The sequence below is a fragment of the Microbulbifer donghaiensis genome (genome assembly GCF_900129095.1).
In the GTDB taxonomy this organism is placed as follows: domain Bacteria; phylum Pseudomonadota; class Gammaproteobacteria; order Pseudomonadales; family Cellvibrionaceae; genus Microbulbifer; species Microbulbifer donghaiensis.
Map to the genome: position 1 here is coordinate 168,319 of NZ_FQVA01000002.1, position 18,701 is coordinate 187,019.

Genomic DNA, 18,701 nt, shown 5'->3' on the forward strand with positions numbered 1-18,701 from the left:
TAAAAATATAAACTTTACATCCAACTCGCATCAGTGCATGCGAAAAATCAAGTAAACTTTGGCATCAAATATTACACTAGCCCAATTAAAAACCGTCATCGAAAGGAATAAATGCCTAAATAGCCATCGAATCGTAGTACTGATGGCTATTCAGCCAACGCCGAGAGTCCATACCGGGATCATGAATTGAGCCCACGAGCGACTATCGCACAAACTTAAACCAAAGACATTCCCAAGTAACTTTACCCTGCCCCCATTATTGAGGTGACGCCGCGAACTATTGCAAGGACCAAAACTAATCGAGCAATGTCTACCGACTAACGCGCAAGACCTTCAAGCCTCTATTAGTCAACTGATTAAAAATCCCGTAACCTTCTGACCTTGCCAACGAAATACCCCCACCTAAAAACTTAACCCCGCCCCCTTAAACTTTAACCAGCGATTATTAATCAGGGTGACGACAATATTAGCCTATAGCTCATAGCCAAAAATACAACCTCAAAAAATTACCAGAAAAATAAATTACTCACACTTACTATACGCCCGCCATCAAATCTATTGATTCCAAAACATGATTAGATTCAACAGTCCAAGGAGAAAAAATTGGCTTGTTAACGTCCTGCAAATCGCCAAAAACAAAACCATACTTTTTCTCTGTCGAATCATAAATATGCGCGTGCTGTCGAACTGTATGAGTAAAACTCTCAATATCTACAACTTTTACCCCAGGCCTACTGAATACCGAATTCAGCATTCCGCTACCAGAGGGGCCCACAACAAACTCTGCGTTGCGCATTAACCTTATTTGCTGTGAAAACGATAACGTCTCTGGATACGCAATTGAAAAGCCCAGATCCATCAGGCTTCGCTCTACCTCATCCTCATTAATTAATGGCCGATAATTCGGCCTGTTAATTTTAGAAAGATTCCGGGACAGGTACACTTTTTTAGAAAACTCAAAGTCATCAGTCGCAGTGGAGCCTGTAAAATCTGAAAACTCATCAATTAATTCATAAATATTCGGGTGAAAAGAGCCCTCCACATCAGTCTGGCCAACTGCAAAAAACTTCTCTAGTGGAACACCACAAATTTCACTAAATTCATAAACACACAGATGATCTAGTCTCAATAACAAAAGTGCACTCATCAACCAGGGAGTTCTTTCAGGAACCACAATATAATCGATTCGATCAATTGCATATCGAGATAGAATCAATAATTGCGGAAGCATCCTAAATAGAAAAGAGCCATAATTTCCAGACTCCACGCCATGAACAACTATCCCCACCCCCTTAGGCTGAACTCCGGAGTGAGGGGCTCGGTATGTGATTGAAAGTGAGTTCCTTCTATGTTTCCAAATATAGCCCTTATGCTTATTTAGCGGCTTTTTAATAAAATCATCTATTAATTTACTGCCAGAAAAATCGATGAGACTATCACAGCTTGATAAAAATGCATCTCGCCCAACAACCCTAGCGTCATCCAACTCCAAAACAGATACTGGCGCTTTATTGACAACTTTCTTTGATACACCTTTTAAGCAATCACTATCAAATGGATTGCCAATGATAAATTCTGGACCACGATGCGCGGTTTGCACAGCGCCGTACAAATCAACACAAAAATCACTCAAATCGGACGAGTTAACAGAAGTATAAAGCACATCATTTCTGCAAATGACATCAGGTGCCAGTTTGCGCCCACTTAAAAAATCCTCTATATCTTTTGCGCTTAACATATAAAACCAAAATAATGATTAAGGAGCCAAACCAACAATAAATTATCCAAATTAAATGAGGTGCTCACCAATTGTTCTAAGGCAATGAAAAATAAGGGATTCGTCTTCACGCCTCAGGATTCTACCCTCATCAAAAACTGTTCTATCTTTAAACAGAAAATTTCTCTTCGGAAAAAATTTTTCTCGAACACATTCATTTATGTCATCAAATTTTCTCTGAACAAGAACGTATTTTTCTTTTGTTAATCCTAGCCCAGCGCCAGAGGCTCTATCTGAAAGGAGATTTAGCACTTCCCGCCTAACTCGAATTTTAGTATCACGATCATCCAATCCTTTAACCAACTCATTCACCGATCTCAGGAGAGACTGCCCAAGATGAGTCACCGACTCATTCATAACCCCAACATTTAAATCCAAGCATGAGACAATATTCGAATCAATCGAGGATACAAAATCAACGAGCAAGTCACCCTCAATAAATTCTCGCCTGCTAAAAATTTTTGGGACCAGGCTACCTTGAGAAAACACCGATGACCACTGCTCTAAAATTTTGGAATAATTGTAATAATAGTTTTCAGGGACACATGAATTAAAAACAAAATCTTCAAACCCCACAGACTTCCCACTTTTAAGGGCAGTGGTATACAGAGAAACCGCGACGTCAGCCTGAGGCCTAAGATATATTAGAATTTCAATTTCCTCGAAAAACTCAATCAGCAAGTGTTTGAGTGACTCAACCTCATCCAAGAAAACTGTCCGAGAGTGAAAATGCTCACTAGATATAATTACCGTATGAATAGTATTATCGAGTTCACACAACTCCCTTCGGAATTTTTCAATAAAACTCTTATTGAATTTATTCCTAGATTCCACATCCCTTATTGACCGAGAGGAGAAAAAATCATCATAGCGATTTTCTCTCATACAATATGCTGCTAAAGCTCTATTATTTTTCTCGCCGGCGCAACGTAAAAAATGAAACCCCAGGTTCGAAAGTGCAGCCCTATTTCTAAACAGGGCCTCCTGGATAGTAGTGGTTCCAGTCTTTTCAGTCCCAATATGCAACAGCAATTTCATGAAAGAAAAAACACCTTTTCACATTTACACCAAAACAACGCATGAAACGCAAACATAATTTTCAACCCATAAAAATTCAAAATAAAAAAATTTTCGGGCTCTCTATAAATATAACAAACCTACTAAAAACAACTAAACTTCATAGCCAAGTAGCTGCAATTCTTCCCCCAGCTCTCTCGCAAATATGGCAGCAACTGACTGTTCCATCTCAGTCTTCCAGCGGCCAACTGAAGCTCCTACACTACTACTTGTAAAATGATGTGCGACTGCTTTTTTTTGTGATTCGACTTTTCCATAATCAAGATTCAAGCCGATCCATTCCCCGATGCTATTTGTGATTTCATATGGGTTACCCATAAACTCTTCATATTTGACCAAAAACCTTCTCTCATCACGCTCAATATTTGCAATGTGACGCATAAAGTTCCTCCTCATATTACAAAGCTTCAAAGCGTAACTTTCATCCGTATCATCTTTTTGCCACCCAAAGCCATTAAAGCCACGCTTTTTGTTAAAACTTTTTACAGACAAGAATTCATCCCTGGGATCTCTAAAAAGAAATAGGTTTTTAGCTTCAACAATATTGTTTATATCATCGCAAATATCGTGGACCACCTTCTCTGCATAATAGATTGGCTTGCTATCATCTATTGATTCCGACTGACATGCCGCGACCTGATGAGAAAACCCATTCCAAAGACGCCTTAACAGGTCATCTGAGAGTTTCTTACGATCAAATATCTCCACTTCCTGATATGGAATGGGGCCAACCCTATTCAGGGAGGAATTAAAAATGGTATCAGGATTCCAATCGGAGTCATTGTCCGCATCTTTTCCAACGATATTCGCCAACCGATGGAAATATGTTAAATGTCTTTTCTCAAAAGGGTAATCTCTATCGAAAATTACATTCTTCGAAGATCCCAGTACCTGCATCAGCAAAGTAGAGCCAGACCGTCCAAAACTACGAAGCATAATTGGAGTAATCATTACTAAACCTATAAGCTATAAATTAACTAACTATATAATTTCAGGTGAGCGCCGGCACACTCCGAGATAGACAGCGGTCGATTGATAGATTTAACTAGTGCTGACCAGTCCTCCTCCAAAACGGCATTTTTAACCTGATAAGCTAACGCATTCGCACTTCTGCTTCTAAAATGAACGCCGTTTTCCAAATGGGCTATTTTCTCCTCCATCCCACCGATATCACTGGCGATCAATGGCCGCTTGTGATTAAACGCCTCCTGAATGACCATTGGCGAATTCTCCCACCAAACTGAAGGGATAACCACCCAGTCAGTTTGCTCCATCAATCGTCCAATTTCGTTGGATTCATACGGCCCGTGCAGCGTAACTAAATCACCAAGTTCATCTAATAAACCCCGGATCTTCCCCTGAAAATCCTCGGTTTGCCCCTCGAGGTTGGCACCGTGGATATCCAGATGCACCTTTTTCTTTATCTCTTCAGGTAGCAACTTAAATGCCTCAAGGAGTACATCCACGCCCTTGAAAGGATTGATCTGGCCGAAAAACGCAAAGCGCCCACGTTCTTCGCCCTCTGCCAGTGGGCGCGGCAGCGGAGCCTCCACTTTTGGTTGCCCATTTTCGATCATAACCATTTTGGTCTCAGGAATGCCCCAGGCTTTGTAACGGTCGATCAGGAAGTGGCTAGGTGACACGAATACATCCACCAAGTCGAAAATAGATTTGATGTATTTTTCACGCAGAAAAAAGTCCGCAGCTGAGCGCTCTGGAAAGCAACGTGCACAATCGGTTGGCGCGGATTTGTAACAGAGCTTCATCTGCTTGCCCGGCTTGACCATCTGGCCATTATTGGCACAGATAGCCAGGTATTCGTGCAATGTCAGCACGATGCGTGCATTCGGCAGCGTGTTCTTTACCTCGCGGATCAATTCCAGGCCCATATGGATATAGTGGTGGAAATGCACCACTGTCGGCTGATAGCGCTCCAGCAGCCCGCGGAAGTCCTGCCACACATGCTTCTTGTTGCCGGACTGGAACAAGAAAAAGTCCGACATATGGGTGTGAAACAGAATCTCCCGTTCTGAGTTAATCGTCGAGAACGCGGAGCCACCGTGGGACGGCTGATCGGTACGGGCGAGGAAGACGGTATCCAGGCCCTGACGCTCGTATTCCTTGAACAGGTTGTAGGCAGCCACTTCGGCCCCGCCCTTGCTGTGGTCAGGGTGGCCGTGTGACACGATCAATATTTTGTGGTCAGTCATTGGTACTACCTCACGCCACCAATTCTTCAATCAGAGCACCCCAGCGCTCGGTGTGCTGCCAGGCGTTATAGAGCGTGATCTTGAACTTCCAGTCATGGTTCTCGAACAAATTCTGTGATTGTCGCTCCAGGTGATACAGCTTTTCATCACCGAGGACATAGTGTCGGTACCCAGCCTTTCGCAGCTTCAGGCACAGATCGGAATCCTCGAAGTCGCCCAGCACATAAGTTTCATCCAGGCCACCAACGGATTCGTACAGTGCTTTGGAGATAAACATACAGGCACCGGTAACTGCGGGAGCCTCTTCGACCGTCTCAGGTGAAACCAGCCATTCGGGCTTGCCTTTTCCGGGATGCTCGTTGAGCCAAAGCTGTCCATACTCTGCACTGCGGGAGAAGCTCATGCCCAGGTGCTGAATAGTCCCGTCGTCGTACACGAGTTTCGGTGCCACCACGCCGACGCTTTCGAGATCCGTTGCTTTGTGCTCTATTCGTGAAAGCCAGCCGCCCTCACTCGGGATAATGTCGGAGTTCAGCAGCACCAACTGGTCGCTGGTTGCGTAGCGCGCGCCCAGATTGTTCGCGCCCGCGTAGCCCAGGTTTCTGCCGGCATAGACCACCTTGAATGAAACCGGGAACAGTGCCGCCGTGTCATGGCAGAATGGCATGAACGCCTCATAGAGGCGTGGATCGTCGAGCACGTAAATTAGCTCTGTCTCGGCGAAATCTTTGTCGCTGGTGAATTGCGCCACCTGATGTAACAAAAAGTCGTAACGACCATATAGGGGCACGATCACGGATCGTTTTGGCGCTTCTATCGGCGCGCCGAACTGCACAACCTCGACTTCCGGCTCACCCAGTAGGCTTTGGCGGTTTTCCCAGAGCGCAGCCAGAGCGGGACCGACATGCTCTCGCATTACCTTCTGATAATCGCGTGCGCGCACATTGAAATTCACCAGAATCTGCTGGCTAGCCAGGGTGATGTCTTCACGGACAATACGCTGCTGCAGCGGGAGAATGGTCACAGCGCCCTGCTTGGTCAGCATGACGATCTCCAGAGCAGAACGCTCCATCAGATGCGGCATTGGAATCCAGGCATATAGGCCGGCTTTGTAATCTGCCGGGGCGGTACCGGGAAAGGCATCGAGCACGTCCTGGCGTGCGTAGCGCACGGATCTGTCCAGCAACTCACTGCTGTAGCACCCGTCAGAGGAACGCAACACCATCGACGCCAGCTCCTTCTGGCCGTCGAGCAGCCAACCCGCGAGGAAAACGCCTCGGCCCGGCACAGCCAGCACATTGTCCCAGTGCCAATTTACATGGGCGCGCAGCTGGCCTTCCTGCATGTGTGGGAATCCCTCGATCTCGTAGACCTTGGAGCCCATGACTGTGCGCAGGAGGTTAAACAGCTTTTGCTTTTCTTCGGCATTCCAGGTCGCACAGTGGCCAAACAGAGCTCCACCTGCCAGTGGTTCGAAGGGTTTTAACTCGGCCAGTTTACGATCACGGCCAGCCTCTACGGATAAGCGCAGCTGCGTATGATCGATTTCCACGCCTTCCGGGCACTCGAGTAACAGGCTGTACCCCCACCGGCGTACGGCGCCCTGAAAGCCGAACTGTTTATTGACATCCAGGCGGGTCGTTCGCAGCGTATACAAAACACTATTAGCGGCAGCTTTCTCGTTGTCGCCTGCATCTCCTACCATACTGACAAGGCGGAAGTTTACCGATTCGTATGCGGGGTGGAACGCCCACCCCTGAATCAGCAGGTAGCGCTGCCCCAAAATACCGCAGACATCCACCCAAACATGCGGGATGCCATCGCGTGGCTCCGTTATGCTCTCGCTTTTATCTGCAAACAAGAGCTGTGTCAGCTTACCCATACTAATGCCCCCCCAAGGGCTAAACCTGTCGCTCTAAATCTTGGTCAGTTCCTGTAACTTCCATCCATGATGGCTTGCCACCAGGCCTCGTTATTCAGGAACCAGTAAACAGTTTTTCGAAGGCCCGCCTCAAAGGTTTCCACGGGCTTGTAATTGAGTTCTTCGTTGGATTTCCGTGGGTCAATCGCGTAACGACGATCGTGGCCTGGCCTATCGGTTACGTAAGTTATTAGCTTCTCTGCATTTCCCGCCTGCACTTGCGCCGCATGGGGGAATTTATCTGCGAGGGTTGAATCCTCCGCGAAGGCTTTATTCGTCAGGTCGCAGATGAGCTTGACGATATCGATATTGGCCCACTCATTGATACCACCGATGTTGTAACACTCGCCCACCTGCCCTTTCTTGATCACGAGATCAATGCCGCGCGCGTGGTCTTCTACATACAGCCAGTCGCGGATCTGCTGGCCATCGCCGTAAACCGGCAGCGGCTTGTCCTGCAGGATGTTGGTGATTACCAGCGGGATCAGCTTCTCGGGGAAGTGATACGGTCCGTAATTGTTGGAACAGTTGCTGGTGGTAACCTTCAAACCGTAGGTATGGTGGTATGCGCGCACCAGATGGTCCGACGCTGCCTTGCTGGCAGAGTACGGGCTGTTCGGCGCATACGGTGTGGTCTCGCTAAATGCAGGATCGGTCGGGCCGAGCGTTCCATATACCTCATCGGTGGAGACGTGGTGGAATCGGTGATTCTCTTTATTCAGCCCTTCATCCAGCCAGATTTTCTTTGCGGCTTTGAGCAGGCTGTGGGTGCCGATGATATTGGTCTCAATAAAAGCATCCGGTCCGCTGATGGAGCGGTCTACATGGCTCTCTGCAGCGAAGTGCACCAGGGTGTCTATGTGGTGCTCCTTTAGCAGGGTTTCCACCAGTTCTGTATCGCAAATGTTGCCATGGCAAAAAACAAAGTTCGGGTTTTCCGCGACTGGATCCAGATTGGCCTTGTTGCCGGCATAGGTCAGGGCATCCAGCACGACGACTTTGTCCTGCGGGTAGGTCTTCATCCAGTAGTGGACGAAGTTGGCACCTATGAAGCCGGCGCCGCCGGTTACCAGTAGGTTGTTCATGGGTTTCTGTTACTTCCGTTTTTTCTGGGTCCCGGCCTTTGCTGGGATGACAAATCTTTGTTTCTGGATCCCGGCGTGCGCCGGGATGACGATCTTCTTTTTTTTGCATTCCAGGCTGCGCTGGAATTACGAATCTCTGTTCCTGGATCCCGGCCTGCGCCGGGATGACGAGGGAAATAGTTGTTACGTATCGCTCGATGCTGTTTTACCTGCCTTTTCGGCCAGGGCCTGGCGCAGGGACTGGCGCCAGTGGGGTAATTCCATTCCCAGTTCGTTCACCAGACGGCTTTTGTCCAGCACGCTGTATGAGGGCCGCGCGGCTGGGGTTGGGTAGTCCGCTGTGGTGATGGGTTTGATCTGTACGTTTTTCTCCGCGGGCAGCAGGCCGGCCGCCTTGCCTTCTTCATAGATCGCTATGGCGAAGTCGTACCAGCTGGCAGCGCCGGCATCGGTGCAGTGGTAGATGCCTTCCGCTCCGCTCTCGCTCGCCAGTGCGTATAGCGCTTTGGCCAGGGTGCCGGTCCAGGTTGGTGTGCCGATCTGGTCGGCGACTACACCGAGCTGTTCACGCTCTGCCATCAGGCGCACCATGGTGTTCATAAAATTGTTGCCGTGGGCCGCATAGACCCAGGCGGTGCGGACGATGACGGCGTGCGGCAGAATTGCCCGAACCGCTTCTTCACCCGCCGCTTTGCTTTCGCCGTAGATACCCAGTGGTCGAACTTGGTCGTCAACGGTGTACGGACTGGATTTTTGTCCGTCGAACACGAAGTCGGTGGAAACGTGAATCAGCCGAGCGTCGAACTCTCTGCAGGCCAGAGCCACGCTCTCGGCACCATTGGCATTGATCGCATAGGCCAATTCTGCTTCGGACTCTGCTTTGTCTACTGCGGTATAGGCGGCCGCGTTGATTACTACCTCAGGGCGCACTTCTTTCAGTGTTGCCATGACCGCGTCGCGGTTGCTGATATCGAGTTCTTGGCGATCCAGGGCAATCAGCTCTACCTCTGCCGGGCAGCGCTTTTGCAGTTCTTGGGCCAGCTGGCCGTACTTTCCGGTGACTAATATTTTCATGGCTTGCTAGTGTTTGATGTTCGTTTTTTAACGCTTCATTGCCCGGGCAATGGTGCAATCGACTGGTCTTTCCTGTTCGTTCGCTGGATCCCGGCGTGCGCCGGGATGACGAGACTGAGGTGTCAGTCGAAGGTCACTGCATCCCTTAATAACTTGCCTTCGGCATCCTTGGCGGACAGCCTTGGGGGTTCGCCGTGGACCAGGGGCCAGTCAATATTTAGGTCCGGGTCATCCCAGCGGATGGAGTGTTCGTGTTCTGGTGCGTAGTAGTCGGTGCATTTGTAGACGAACTCGGCGGACTCGCTGGTGACGTAGAAGCCGTGTGCAAAACCCTCGGGCACCCATAACTGGCGCTTGTTTTCTGCGGATAGAGTGACGCCTACCCATTGGCCGAAGGTCGGGGAGCTGCGGCGCAGGTCTACAGCTACGTCATACACTTCGCCCTGGGTGACGCGTACCAGTTTTCCCTGGGTTTGCTGGGTCTGGTAGTGGAGGCCGCGCAGGATGCCCTGGCCGGATTTGCTGTGGTTATCCTGTACGAACACGCGCTCCGCGCATTCGCGATCGAACACGTCCTGGCGGTAAGACTCGAAAAAAAACCCCCGTTCGTCACCGAAGACTTTCGGCTCAATAATTTTTACGTCCGCTATGGCGGTATCAATAACTTTCATACTACTGGTCTTGCATGTTTGTTTAGTGGCCGCGTTCTTTGCGCGGCCTTTCTATAAGCGCCTTAACAGCCTAGTTAGCGGGCAAACAGGTGATCGCTTTGGGATTCCGCTAGCACCTGTAGCAGGTATTGGCCGTAACCGCTCTTTAGCAGCGGCTGGGTCTGCGCTTCCAGTTGCTCGGCGGTGATAAAGCCCTTGCGGAAGGCCACTTCTTCCGGGCAGGCGACCTTGAGCCCTTGGCGGCGTTCGATCGTTTGCACAAAATGTGCCGCTTCCAGCAGATTGTCGTGGGTGCCGGTGTCGAGCCAGGCGGATCCGCGTCCCATCAGCTCGACATTGAGCAAGTCCTGCTCCAGGTACATTCGGTTGAGGTCGGTGATTTCCAGCTCGCCGCGGGCGCTCGGCTGGATTTCCTGCGCCAGGTCGCAGGCCTGGTTGTCATAGAAGTAGAGGCCGGTAACTGCGTAATTGGATTTGGGCTGTTCGGGCTTTTCCTCGATGCTGATGACCCTGCCTTCTGCATCGAACTCGGCCACGCCATAGGCGCGGGCATCGGCCACGTGATAACCGAAAACCGTTGCCCCACTTTCGCGATTATCCGCATTGCGAAGCACGTCACTGAAACGTTCTGCGTAAAAGATATTATCCCCCAACACCAACGCGCTGGGATTGTTACCTACGTGTTCGCGCCCGATGATAAAGGCCTGCGCAAGGCCATCCGGCGAGGGTTGCACCGCATAGCTGAGGTTGATACCCCACTGGGTGCCGTCGCCCAACAGGTTCTGGAACAGGCACTGTTCCTGGGGCGTGGTGATGATCAAAATATCGCGAATGCCCGCCAGCATCAGTGTGGTCAGCGGGTAATAGATCATCGGCTTGTCATACACCGGCATCAGCTGTTTGCTGACACCTTTGGTCAGCGGATACAGGCGCGTACCCGAACCGCCGGCCAGAATGATGCCTTTGCGATCCGACACCGCAGAACTGTTGGTCAACATAGTAACTCTCTGTTGCTAAACGCAGCATTGCGGACTGCAGGCGTCGGCCCGGCGCAAATCATCCCCACAATGACCCGATCCGCCAGCCAACTGTCTGGCCTACAGACGCAGCTGCTTCCCCAATTGGCGGCACCGGGCCGCCATTTCCCCTTTACTAAATCACTCTGCCATTTTTAGAAAGACAGCACCGCCGCAGTACCCACCGCGATACGGTACAGAATTTCCGTGACGTCTTTGGTTACCTGCAACTCGCTGGACTGGATCTTCGGCATCACCATGATTTCGTCGCCCGGGCGCAGCACGCCTTTCAGGCGGCTGTTAAATTTCCCGTCTTCGATGCGGCTTATGGTGCCGTCCAGGTGCAGGATCACCAGCTCTTCCTGGTTGGCGTTATTGGCAAAACCGCCGGCCAGTTCGATGTAGTCTTTCAGCTTGCGCTTCTCGTTGAATACCAGCGAGGTGGGAAAGACCACCTCACCGACCACGGAAATCGTTGAGGCTCTGACCGGCACAGCCAGTTCATCGCCATCTTCCAGCAGCATGGCGCCGGCGTTTGGTGTGTTGGCCAACACCACCTGGCCGCGCGGTTTGGCCTTGCGTGCCTGGGCAATAAAGTTTTGGATCATGGCGGCGTTATCCCGTTGCGCGCCTTTTTCCAGTTCGGTGTTGGGCTGGCGTGTCAGTACTTCCATCTGCAGCGCATCCAGCGAGCGCTCAAGGGCGACACGCTGCTTTTCCGCGACACTCTTGCGATACAGCTGTACTGCGGAGCGATCTGCATTGGCGCGGAAACTCAGCTGCGCCAGCAGGTATTCCAGGGTCGCGCCGTAAGGCAATACAAAAGTGGCGGGGCCATCGACTTCGCCGCTGACGCTGACGGATATGGATTTGATGTCGTTATCCCGAACCAGCTCGACCCGCGCCCCCGGGTACAACGGCGTAGCCAATGCTTCCGACAGCGGCTGGTAACTCGCCTGCTGCCGGTCATCAATTACCTGGGTAATGCGGGCAAAGTTGGCCTGCGGATCCGGCTTGGTGACCAGCAGCATTTCGCCGAGCTGGGTGTAGGGGCCGATAAACTCGATCTGTGCCGCCTGCTGCACGGCGCCCTCGATGGACACGGCACCGTTGCGCGGGCCGACGACGATGGCGTCGCCATTGCGCAGCTGCAGCGCGGGCATGGTGCCTTCGACGAGGAAGTTATAAAGATTGACCTTCTGTAGCAGCTGGTCGCCGCGCAGGACCTTCACATCGATAAAGCTGCCGCTGTCGTGCTCAATTCCGTTGGCGCTATCCAGGTAATAGAGAATGGAATCGGACGAAAATCCGCTATAAAGCCCCGGGCTGTTGACGTAACCGGTGACGAACACCTTGACCGGCTGGCTGGCCTCGAGGTTCGCGTAGGAGCGCACATTGTTCTTGAAGACGCGCTTTACATGGCGAAGTACGAATTCATTGAGCTCACCGTTTTTCACCCCGGCGACGCGCACCGGCCCGACTTCAGGCACAAAAATATTCCCCTGCGGGTCTACCGCCAGTGTGGCACTGAAACTGTAAGCGCCCCACAATTGCAGGTTAATCTGGTCGCCGACGGTAATCCGGTAGTCCGGGTTGAAGCCGTTGAAAGGCTGGTCTTTGAAGCCCCCTTGGAACAGCGACTGGCCGAAAACCGGCACGCTGGACTCGGGGATTTCGTTGGACGCATCTTTGTCCAGCTGCTGGGTTTCCAGCGCCTGAGCGTTTGGCCATACCAGAGCGGTCATCAGCCCCAGTAGTCCCCCATAGATTTTCAGTTTTTTTGCGATCATTTTTTTCGATCTTAAATTTTGTGTTAGGTCTTTGTTCTCTATGCCCGGATTTCGGTTGGCATAGTCCGGGTTGTATTTTTTCGCTGTAGCGGTCTGCTTGTAGGCGAACGGCTACGGAGTTCTGTTCTTTTCGCCTGCAAGCAGGCTCCTACATGATGGGCACGTCGCTTCGCTCCTTTGCCCATCCTACAAGCTTCGGCGTCCAAATCGGCAATCCTGCCGATTTGTGCCCATCCTACGAGCTTCGGCGTCCAAATTGGCAATCCCGCCGCTTTGTGCCCATCCTACGGGCTATGCCCGGATTTCGGTTGGAATAGTCCGGGTTGTATATTTTTCGCTGTAGCGGTCTGCTTGTAGGCGAACGGCTACGGAGTTCTGTTCTTTTCGCCTGCAAGCAGGCTCCTACATGATGGGCACGTCGCTTCGCTCCGTTGACTCGCGCCATCCATGGCGCTCGCCCGCTTCGCGCGCGCCTTCGGCGTCCAAATCGGCAATCCTGCCGATTTGTGCCCATCCTACGAGCTGGATTCCGGCCTGCGCCGGAATGACGAACTAGTTAAATCCTGTGGTCGCGAATGCTGGATACCAGCATTTTTCCGATGCCGTAAATCAGCAGTAGTATCACTGCTAGGCTGGCCAGGTTATATAGCTTGCGCGGGTACTCCGCGTCTTCCGCCAGCGATGGCCGGCTGACGACCATCAGGTGCTTGAGTCGGCCGGAGGCTTCCATGCGCGCGGTTTCCAGCGCCTTCAGCGATGCGGCGTAGGCATCGGTGGCGAACTGCAGGTCCAGTTCCAGATTCTGGAAGTGGGCATTAAGGCTATTGAGGCGCTGCTCGCCCTGCACTTCCGAGACGCCGACCAGGCGCTCTTTCTCTTCTGCTATCTGGTTTTCCAACGCATCGATCTCCGCCTTCAGCGAGACGATCTGGGAGGAGCTGGGATTCAGGTAAGTCCTGGCCGCGGTGAGCTTGGCGCGCTGCTCGGCCAGCTTGGCCTCCAGCCCCTGGATAATGCCGCTGATGCCTTTGGTGAGCTCTTCCGGGCTGACCACCTTGTTGCGGTTCTGGAAATCGAGAATGCTCTGCTTGGTACTGCGCAGTTTGCTCTGCGCCAGTTCCAGTTCGCTGCGCACAAACGCAACCTGCTTGTCGGCCAGCTGGTTGCTGATCGCATTGACGAAATCTTCGGATTTCTGCGTAACCGTCTCGATCAGGCGCCGAGCAAACTCGGGCTCGAAGGCCTGCATTTCGATGGTGATAATGCCGGTCGTCTCGTCGTGGCCGACGGCGATATGGTCACGGTAGTACTCCAGGTAGTCTTCCTGGGTAGCATCTTCGGCGAGGCGCGAATACCAATCGTAGCGATCGCTCTTGTAGTACTTCGCGAGGCCCATCGCGTCATCCAGATACAACGCCATATCCAGGGACTGGATATAGTTGACCACCAGAAAGGCATCCTGGCTGTCTGTGCCCATGCCAGGCACTAGGAAACCGAGGGTGGACGACATGCCCTGGCTGGAGCTGTTGTCTTTTACGATCAGCTGGGTGCTGCTGACATAGCGGTCTGACACCCAGAGAAGATAGTAGGCGCTTACCAGCAACAGCGGCAACGCGACACAGAGCGCCAACCCGCGCCAGCGGCGGAAACCGGAATTCCGGCCCTGCTCCGCCTGCGGCTCATTGGCAGCGACCTTCACTGCCTCAGAGGCTCTTTTAAGCGCACCGGCGTCGGTCTTGGGCTGTTGCTCTGCTGCGAGCGATTCAGAAGTTTCCATGGCAGCGTCTTATGCATTGAGCGCTTGCGCGGCTCGATTTTGTTGTTGTGCTTGAGGCTTTGGCAGCCCCGCTTGATACAAGGCAATCGCCTCATCCACGGTATCGAAGATCTTCAGCCCTTCCGGCCCCAGATAGATTCCTACATCGCAGTTTTTCTTCAATGTCGGCATCGCGTGGGCGACGATGATGAAGTTGGCCGTCTTACGCTTTTCCGCAATGATCTGTTCGCACTTGTGCTTGAAGTGCGCATCCCCCACCGACATCACTTCATCCACCAGGTAGCAATCGAAATCCACAGCAATACTCAGGCCAAATGCCAGGCGAGAACGCATACCGGAGGAGTAAGTCTTAACCGGCGCGTCGAAGTAATTACCGATTTCGGCAAAGTCCTGCACTTTGTCCAGCACCCGGCGGCGACTCTCGCCCCAGATGCCATGAATACCACAGATAAAGGCGGCATTCTCGCGCCCGGTCATGCTGCCCTGAAAACCACCGGCGAGGCCCATCGGCCAGGAGATACGTTGGTCGGTAATCACCCGCCCGTAATCCGGGTAGTCGATCCCCCCCATAATGCGCAGCAGGGTGGACTTGCCGGCACCATTGCGGCCGAGGATGCCGATATTCTTCCCCTCCGGGAAAATCGCATTCACATCCTTAAACAGCACCTTGCGGCCCTGAGGTGTGCGATAGGACTTGGTGAGGTTGCGCAGCTCTATCATCGGCTGCGCACCAGATCGCGCCACTGGCTACGGTAAACGAGCAAGCCGAAGCCGAGCATGCCCAGCGAGCAGAAAGCGAAATAAGGCAGGTTTGCGAACATGCCGTGATAGCTGGCAAACAGGCCTTCGCGGGTCAGCTCCACCACATGCAGGATGGGGTTCCAGGCCAGGTACGGGTGGTATTGCTCTGGAATTTGCTCCAGGGAAAAGAAGACACCGGACATAAAGTACAGCGGCCGCACGATCATCGGGCCAAACTTAGCGGCTTCAGGAAAGCGCTCACCAGCTACGCATAGGGCCAGGCTCATACCCAGGCAGAAGCACAGGTACAGCACGTTTACCGCAACCAGTAACAGGAAATCGTTGAATGTGGCAGATACGCCGAACCAGGCCAGTATCGCCAGCAGCGCGACCGTACTGAACAGATAAATGGCGAACTCCAGCAGCACCCGGGTCACGACGGCATCGAAAGGACGCAGCTGACGGTAGTTGAACAACCCCCGATTGGATTCCACTGCTGCAAGGGCTTTGGAAAAACTGTGGTTGAAGAACAGGAAAGGGGCGATACCTGCCAGCATAAACAGCATGGTGGGGATGCCCGGATAGAACTCCCGGCCCGCAAAGCTGAAGATAAACGCCAGCAACATGATATGCATGGCAGGCTCCAGCAACACCCACGCGTAACCCAGCTTCCACTTGCCGAAGCGGGTTTTCATCTCGCGCACCAGCAGCGCATGGATCACATCGCGCTGGATTTGCCAGGGTGTACGGTGGACAGTCGGGCCCATATTGGTCTTTTTCTTTGGGCTGGATGATGTTCAAACAGCCAGATTAATTAACGACAACTGTAACGGGCAAGTCTGGAATTACCTGAAAAGGTGTATAGCCCCCCGAGACCCAAAAAGTTACAGCCCCTGTAAAATTGTGGTGCAATTTTCACCAGCTGTGTCAGGTAAGTCAAGATAGGATGACTAAAAATTGGACGATTTCTGGCGTCCCTCATCTATTGTTTTTTGCCCCAGCACCCATTCCCCCCAAATTACAGGCGAGCATTCTAACTAAGGGGGGCGGAGCATACACGTCCGGCGCATTACACGCCATTACATGTGCACTGGCGCACATTTTTGCCTGCTCGTCGGCTTTTGCCCACCCCCTTCGCAGTCGCCAGTGCGACTGTGCGGGCGTTCTGCGTCATCGCTTTGTGGTGCCTTGTGAACTGGGGGATTTGCCTCGAGCACGCAGCTTTGCCAAATAACCCCCCGCTTCCTTGGCGACCATTCGAGCCTGCGGCTAGATCTGGGCGTGGGATGATTCGCGAGCTTGCCCGCTCACCCCTTCGGGGACGCTCGAGCGCGAGCCCGGCCGTGCGGGCGCTCTGCGGCACCGCTTTGCGGTGCCTTGTGAACCGGGGGCTTTGCTTTCCCCTCCCTGCTGAAGCCATTTTCGTATTTGGTGGCATTAAGGCTGCGTGCCCCGGCGGTATCGAATCGCTGACCTCAACACTGCAAGCGAAAATTTTGCGCAACCGCAGGGCCTCACCTGGGCCCACAAAAAAAGCCCGCAAAGCGGGCTTTTTGTTGGGGAAGTCGCCGCGAGGCGCGGCTAGTGCACAATCGCGCTACCGCACATACGGCTACCGTTGCGAGTAATTGTAGAAACTACAGCGGCTCGCTTATACCCATGTTCCGCCTCTTGCGAGCTGAACTCAGATGCGCCTATAGCGGCTGTTCCACCTGTGCTCACAAGAATTCACGAAATGGCACAAACCTCCATCATTGATTAGCCCAACTTACTCACACCTTTTAAATAGCTGCTTCTGTCCGCACTTGCCAGCAAGAGCCGGTGCTGTAGACGACAACATTGATGACTGGCTCGGCAACCTTCTGGGTGATGGTATTTCTGGGCCGCAGGTTGTTTCCCGGGCTTTTGCCCGCTCACCTCTTTGGGGTCGCTCGCGCGCGAGCCCGGCCGTGCGGGCGCTTTGTGGTGTCTTGTGAACCGAGGCTTTGCCTCGAGCCCGCAGCTCCACCAAATACGAAAAAGGCCGCATCCGAAAGGATGCGGCCTTTTTCGTATTTGGTGGAGCTAAGGCTACGCGCCCCGGACTAGGCGCCCCCGCGGTATCAAACCGCTTTCAGCGGTTCGATCCTCGCCCGGCCAAACAAAAAAACCCCCGCACCTTTCGGTGCGGGGGTTTCTTTGTTTGGTGGAGCTAAGCGGGATCGAACCGCTGACCTCAACACTGCCAGTGTTGCGCTCTCCCAGCTGAGCTATAGCCCCAAATTGTTGTGCTTTCCGTCGAAAGCGGGGCGCATTTTAACAATGCGTGGACGCCTGTCAACAAGAAAAATAACTTTTTAATCAATTAGTTAGCGACCGGGGCGTCGCCTTTGGTATTGGGGCGGGCCAGGGCCCGCGCCGCCTCTGGCGTCAGGCCACTTCTGCAGCCTGTTGCTCCGCGCTGGCCAGGTATTCCCGCAGGGTGCTGCCCACTTCCGGGTGGTGCAGGCCGTATTCGAGCTGGGCGGTCATGTAGCCGGTTTTGCTGCCGCAGTCGTGGCTGCGGCCGACGATGCGGTAGGCTTCGACCGACTGCATCTGCAGCAGCTCGTCGATCGCGTCCGTCAGCTGGATCTCGCCGCCGGCGCCGGGCTGGGTTTGCTCCAGCAGGGTCCAGATTTCTGCGGGCAGCACGTAACGGCCCACGACAGACATATTGGATGGCGCGTCATCGACGCTGGGCTTTTCCACCATGCTGTCGATCTTGGCGGTGCCGCCGCTCTGCAGGTCTGCGCCGAGGCAGTCCACTACGCCGTATTTGTTCACGTCTTCCCAGGCAACCGGCTCGACCATGATCTGGCCAATTTGAGACTTCTCGAAGTTTTGCACCATGGATGCCAGGTTGGTCGAGCGCAGATCCGCGGCGTACTGGTCGATCAGGACATCGGGCAGCAGCACGGCGAAGGGGTTGTCGCCCACGACCGGGCGGGCGCAGGCGATGGCGTGGCCGAGGCCCCTGGCTTCCGCCTGGCGCACGGAGATCACGGTGACGTCCTGTGGAACGATGGAGCGGACCTCATCCAGCAGCTGGCGCTTGAGGCGCTTTTCCAGTTGGGCCTCCAGCTCGAAGGAGGTATCGAAGTGGTTTTCGATAGCGTTTTTACTGGCATGGGTGACCAGCACGATTTCCTTGATACCGGCGGCAACCGCCTCGTTAACGACATACTGGATAAGCGGCTTATCCACAATCGGCAGCATTTCCTTGGGGATGGCCTTGGTGGCTGGCAGCATACGGGTGCCGAGGCCGGCAACCGGAATTACGGCTTTTTTAACAGCGCTCATTCTTCTGTTCCTATTAATACAGATTATTTTTTGAGCGACGCGCTGGGTTCAGCTGCGTGTCGCAACGATTTGTTAACAGCGAAAATAAAAAGGAGAGAAAAGGAGGCTAACGAGCGCGCGTCAGAGCGCAGCAATTCCTGCCGATAAACCGTCGGGCGCAGTGGCTTTACCCCCTGGCCACTTACGCCTTTCGCATGTGGGCAACCCCAACCTGGCAATCCGTGCCTACAACTTTTCCTAA

General features: G+C 52.9%; 14 protein-coding genes and 1 tRNA gene. All 15 read right to left on the minus strand.

The features are described 5' to 3' along the window. Positions 1-535: 535 nt before the first annotated feature. Positions 536-1,738: a glycosyltransferase family 61 protein gene (locus BUC36_RS18595; protein ID WP_084535923.1), complete on the minus strand. Its 1,203-nt coding sequence runs from the start codon at positions 1,736-1,738 to the stop codon at positions 536-538. Between the two features lie 51 nt (positions 1,739-1,789). Beyond that, entirely contained in the window at positions 1,790-2,815 is a 1,026-nt protein-coding gene (locus BUC36_RS11050) for a hypothetical protein (protein WP_084535925.1), read from the minus strand. 132 nt (positions 2,816-2,947) lie between these two features. Further along, positions 2,948-3,805, minus strand: a complete 858-nt coding sequence (locus tag BUC36_RS11055; RefSeq protein WP_143186958.1) for a sulfotransferase family protein — start codon at positions 3,803-3,805, stop codon at positions 2,948-2,950. Between the two features lie 26 nt (positions 3,806-3,831). Further along, on the minus strand, positions 3,832-5,064 hold the full coding sequence (locus tag BUC36_RS11060) for a glycosyltransferase family 4 protein (RefSeq protein WP_073275106.1): 1,233 nt from the start codon (positions 5,062-5,064) through the stop codon (positions 3,832-3,834). A 10-nt stretch (positions 5,065-5,074) separates the two neighbouring features. Beyond that, positions 5,075-6,946, minus strand: a complete 1,872-nt coding sequence (locus BUC36_RS11065; protein ID WP_073275108.1) for a glycosyltransferase — start codon at positions 6,944-6,946, stop codon at positions 5,075-5,077. 44 nt (positions 6,947-6,990) lie between these two features. Continuing rightward, positions 6,991-8,070: a dTDP-glucose 4,6-dehydratase gene (gene rfbB, locus BUC36_RS11070; protein WP_073275110.1), complete on the minus strand. Its 1,080-nt coding sequence runs from the start codon at positions 8,068-8,070 to the stop codon at positions 6,991-6,993. Positions 8,071-8,253: 183 nt separating this feature from the next. Beyond that, positions 8,254-9,144: a dTDP-4-dehydrorhamnose reductase gene (gene rfbD, locus BUC36_RS11075; protein WP_073275112.1), complete on the minus strand. Its 891-nt coding sequence runs from the start codon at positions 9,142-9,144 to the stop codon at positions 8,254-8,256. Between the two features lie 122 nt (positions 9,145-9,266). Next, complete coding sequence (rfbC, locus tag BUC36_RS11080; protein ID WP_073275113.1) at positions 9,267-9,815, minus strand: dTDP-4-dehydrorhamnose 3,5-epimerase; 549 nt, start codon at positions 9,813-9,815, stop codon at positions 9,267-9,269. Positions 9,816-9,889: 74 nt separating this feature from the next. Then, positions 9,890-10,813, minus strand: a complete 924-nt coding sequence (gene rfbA / locus BUC36_RS11085) for a glucose-1-phosphate thymidylyltransferase RfbA (RefSeq protein ID WP_073275115.1) — start codon at positions 10,811-10,813, stop codon at positions 9,890-9,892. A gap of 173 nt (positions 10,814-10,986) precedes the next feature. Next, positions 10,987-12,621, minus strand: coding sequence for a polysaccharide biosynthesis/export family protein (locus tag BUC36_RS11090; RefSeq protein ID WP_073275117.1), 1,635 nt, complete (start codon positions 12,619-12,621; stop codon positions 10,987-10,989). A gap of 556 nt (positions 12,622-13,177) precedes the next feature. After that, positions 13,178-14,398, minus strand: a complete 1,221-nt coding sequence (locus tag BUC36_RS11095; RefSeq protein WP_073275119.1) for a KpsE/RkpR family capsule polysaccharide export protein — start codon at positions 14,396-14,398, stop codon at positions 13,178-13,180. A 9-nt stretch (positions 14,399-14,407) separates the two neighbouring features. Next, entirely contained in the window at positions 14,408-15,118 is a 711-nt protein-coding gene (locus BUC36_RS11100; protein ID WP_073275121.1) for an ABC transporter ATP-binding protein, read from the minus strand. Further along, complete coding sequence (locus BUC36_RS11105) at positions 15,115-15,906, minus strand: ABC transporter permease (RefSeq protein WP_073275123.1); 792 nt, start codon at positions 15,904-15,906, stop codon at positions 15,115-15,117. The genes BUC36_RS11100 and BUC36_RS11105 overlap by 4 nt, the downstream gene beginning before the upstream one ends. Before the next feature lie 1,416 nt (positions 15,907-17,322). Beyond that, positions 17,323-17,398 (minus strand) — tRNA-Ala (locus BUC36_RS11110). A gap of 150 nt (positions 17,399-17,548) precedes the next feature. After that, on the minus strand, positions 17,549-18,460 hold the full coding sequence (gene galU / locus BUC36_RS11115) for a UTP--glucose-1-phosphate uridylyltransferase GalU (RefSeq protein WP_073275125.1): 912 nt from the start codon (positions 18,458-18,460) through the stop codon (positions 17,549-17,551). Positions 18,461-18,701: the final 241 nt, after the last annotated feature.

Excerpts from the sequence above, each read along its gene's own strand:
- BUC36_RS18595 (WP_084535923.1), bottom strand. The coding sequence starts at position 1,738 with ATGTTAAGCGCAAAAGATATAGAGGATTTTTTAAGTGGGCGCAAACTG.
- BUC36_RS11050 (WP_084535925.1), bottom strand. The coding sequence starts at position 2,815 with ATGAAATTGCTGTTGCATATTGGGACTGAAAAGACTGGAACCACTACT.
- BUC36_RS11055 (WP_143186958.1), bottom strand. The coding sequence starts at position 3,805 with ATGATTACTCCAATTATGCTTCGTAGTTTTGGACGGTCTGGCTCTACT.
- BUC36_RS11060 (WP_073275106.1), bottom strand. The coding sequence starts at position 5,064 with ATGACTGACCACAAAATATTGATCGTGTCACACGGCCACCCTGACCAC.
- BUC36_RS11065 (WP_073275108.1), bottom strand. The coding sequence starts at position 6,946 with ATGGGTAAGCTGACACAGCTCTTGTTTGCAGATAAAAGCGAGAGCATA.
- rfbB (WP_073275110.1), bottom strand. The coding sequence starts at position 8,070 with ATGAACAACCTACTGGTAACCGGCGGCGCCGGCTTCATAGGTGCCAAC.
- rfbD (WP_073275112.1), bottom strand. The coding sequence starts at position 9,144 with ATGAAAATATTAGTCACCGGAAAGTACGGCCAGCTGGCCCAAGAACTG.
- rfbC (WP_073275113.1), bottom strand. The coding sequence starts at position 9,815 with ATGAAAGTTATTGATACCGCCATAGCGGACGTAAAAATTATTGAGCCG.
- rfbA (WP_073275115.1), bottom strand. The coding sequence starts at position 10,813 with ATGTTGACCAACAGTTCTGCGGTGTCGGATCGCAAAGGCATCATTCTG.
- BUC36_RS11090 (WP_073275117.1), bottom strand. The coding sequence starts at position 12,621 with ATGATCGCAAAAAAACTGAAAATCTATGGGGGACTACTGGGGCTGATG.
- BUC36_RS11095 (WP_073275119.1), bottom strand. The coding sequence starts at position 14,398 with ATGGAAACTTCTGAATCGCTCGCAGCAGAGCAACAGCCCAAGACCGAC.
- BUC36_RS11100 (WP_073275121.1), bottom strand. The coding sequence starts at position 15,118 with ATGATAGAGCTGCGCAACCTCACCAAGTCCTATCGCACACCTCAGGGC.
- BUC36_RS11105 (WP_073275123.1), bottom strand. The coding sequence starts at position 15,906 with ATGGGCCCGACTGTCCACCGTACACCCTGGCAAATCCAGCGCGATGTG.
- galU (WP_073275125.1), bottom strand. The coding sequence starts at position 18,460 with ATGAGCGCTGTTAAAAAAGCCGTAATTCCGGTTGCCGGCCTCGGCACC.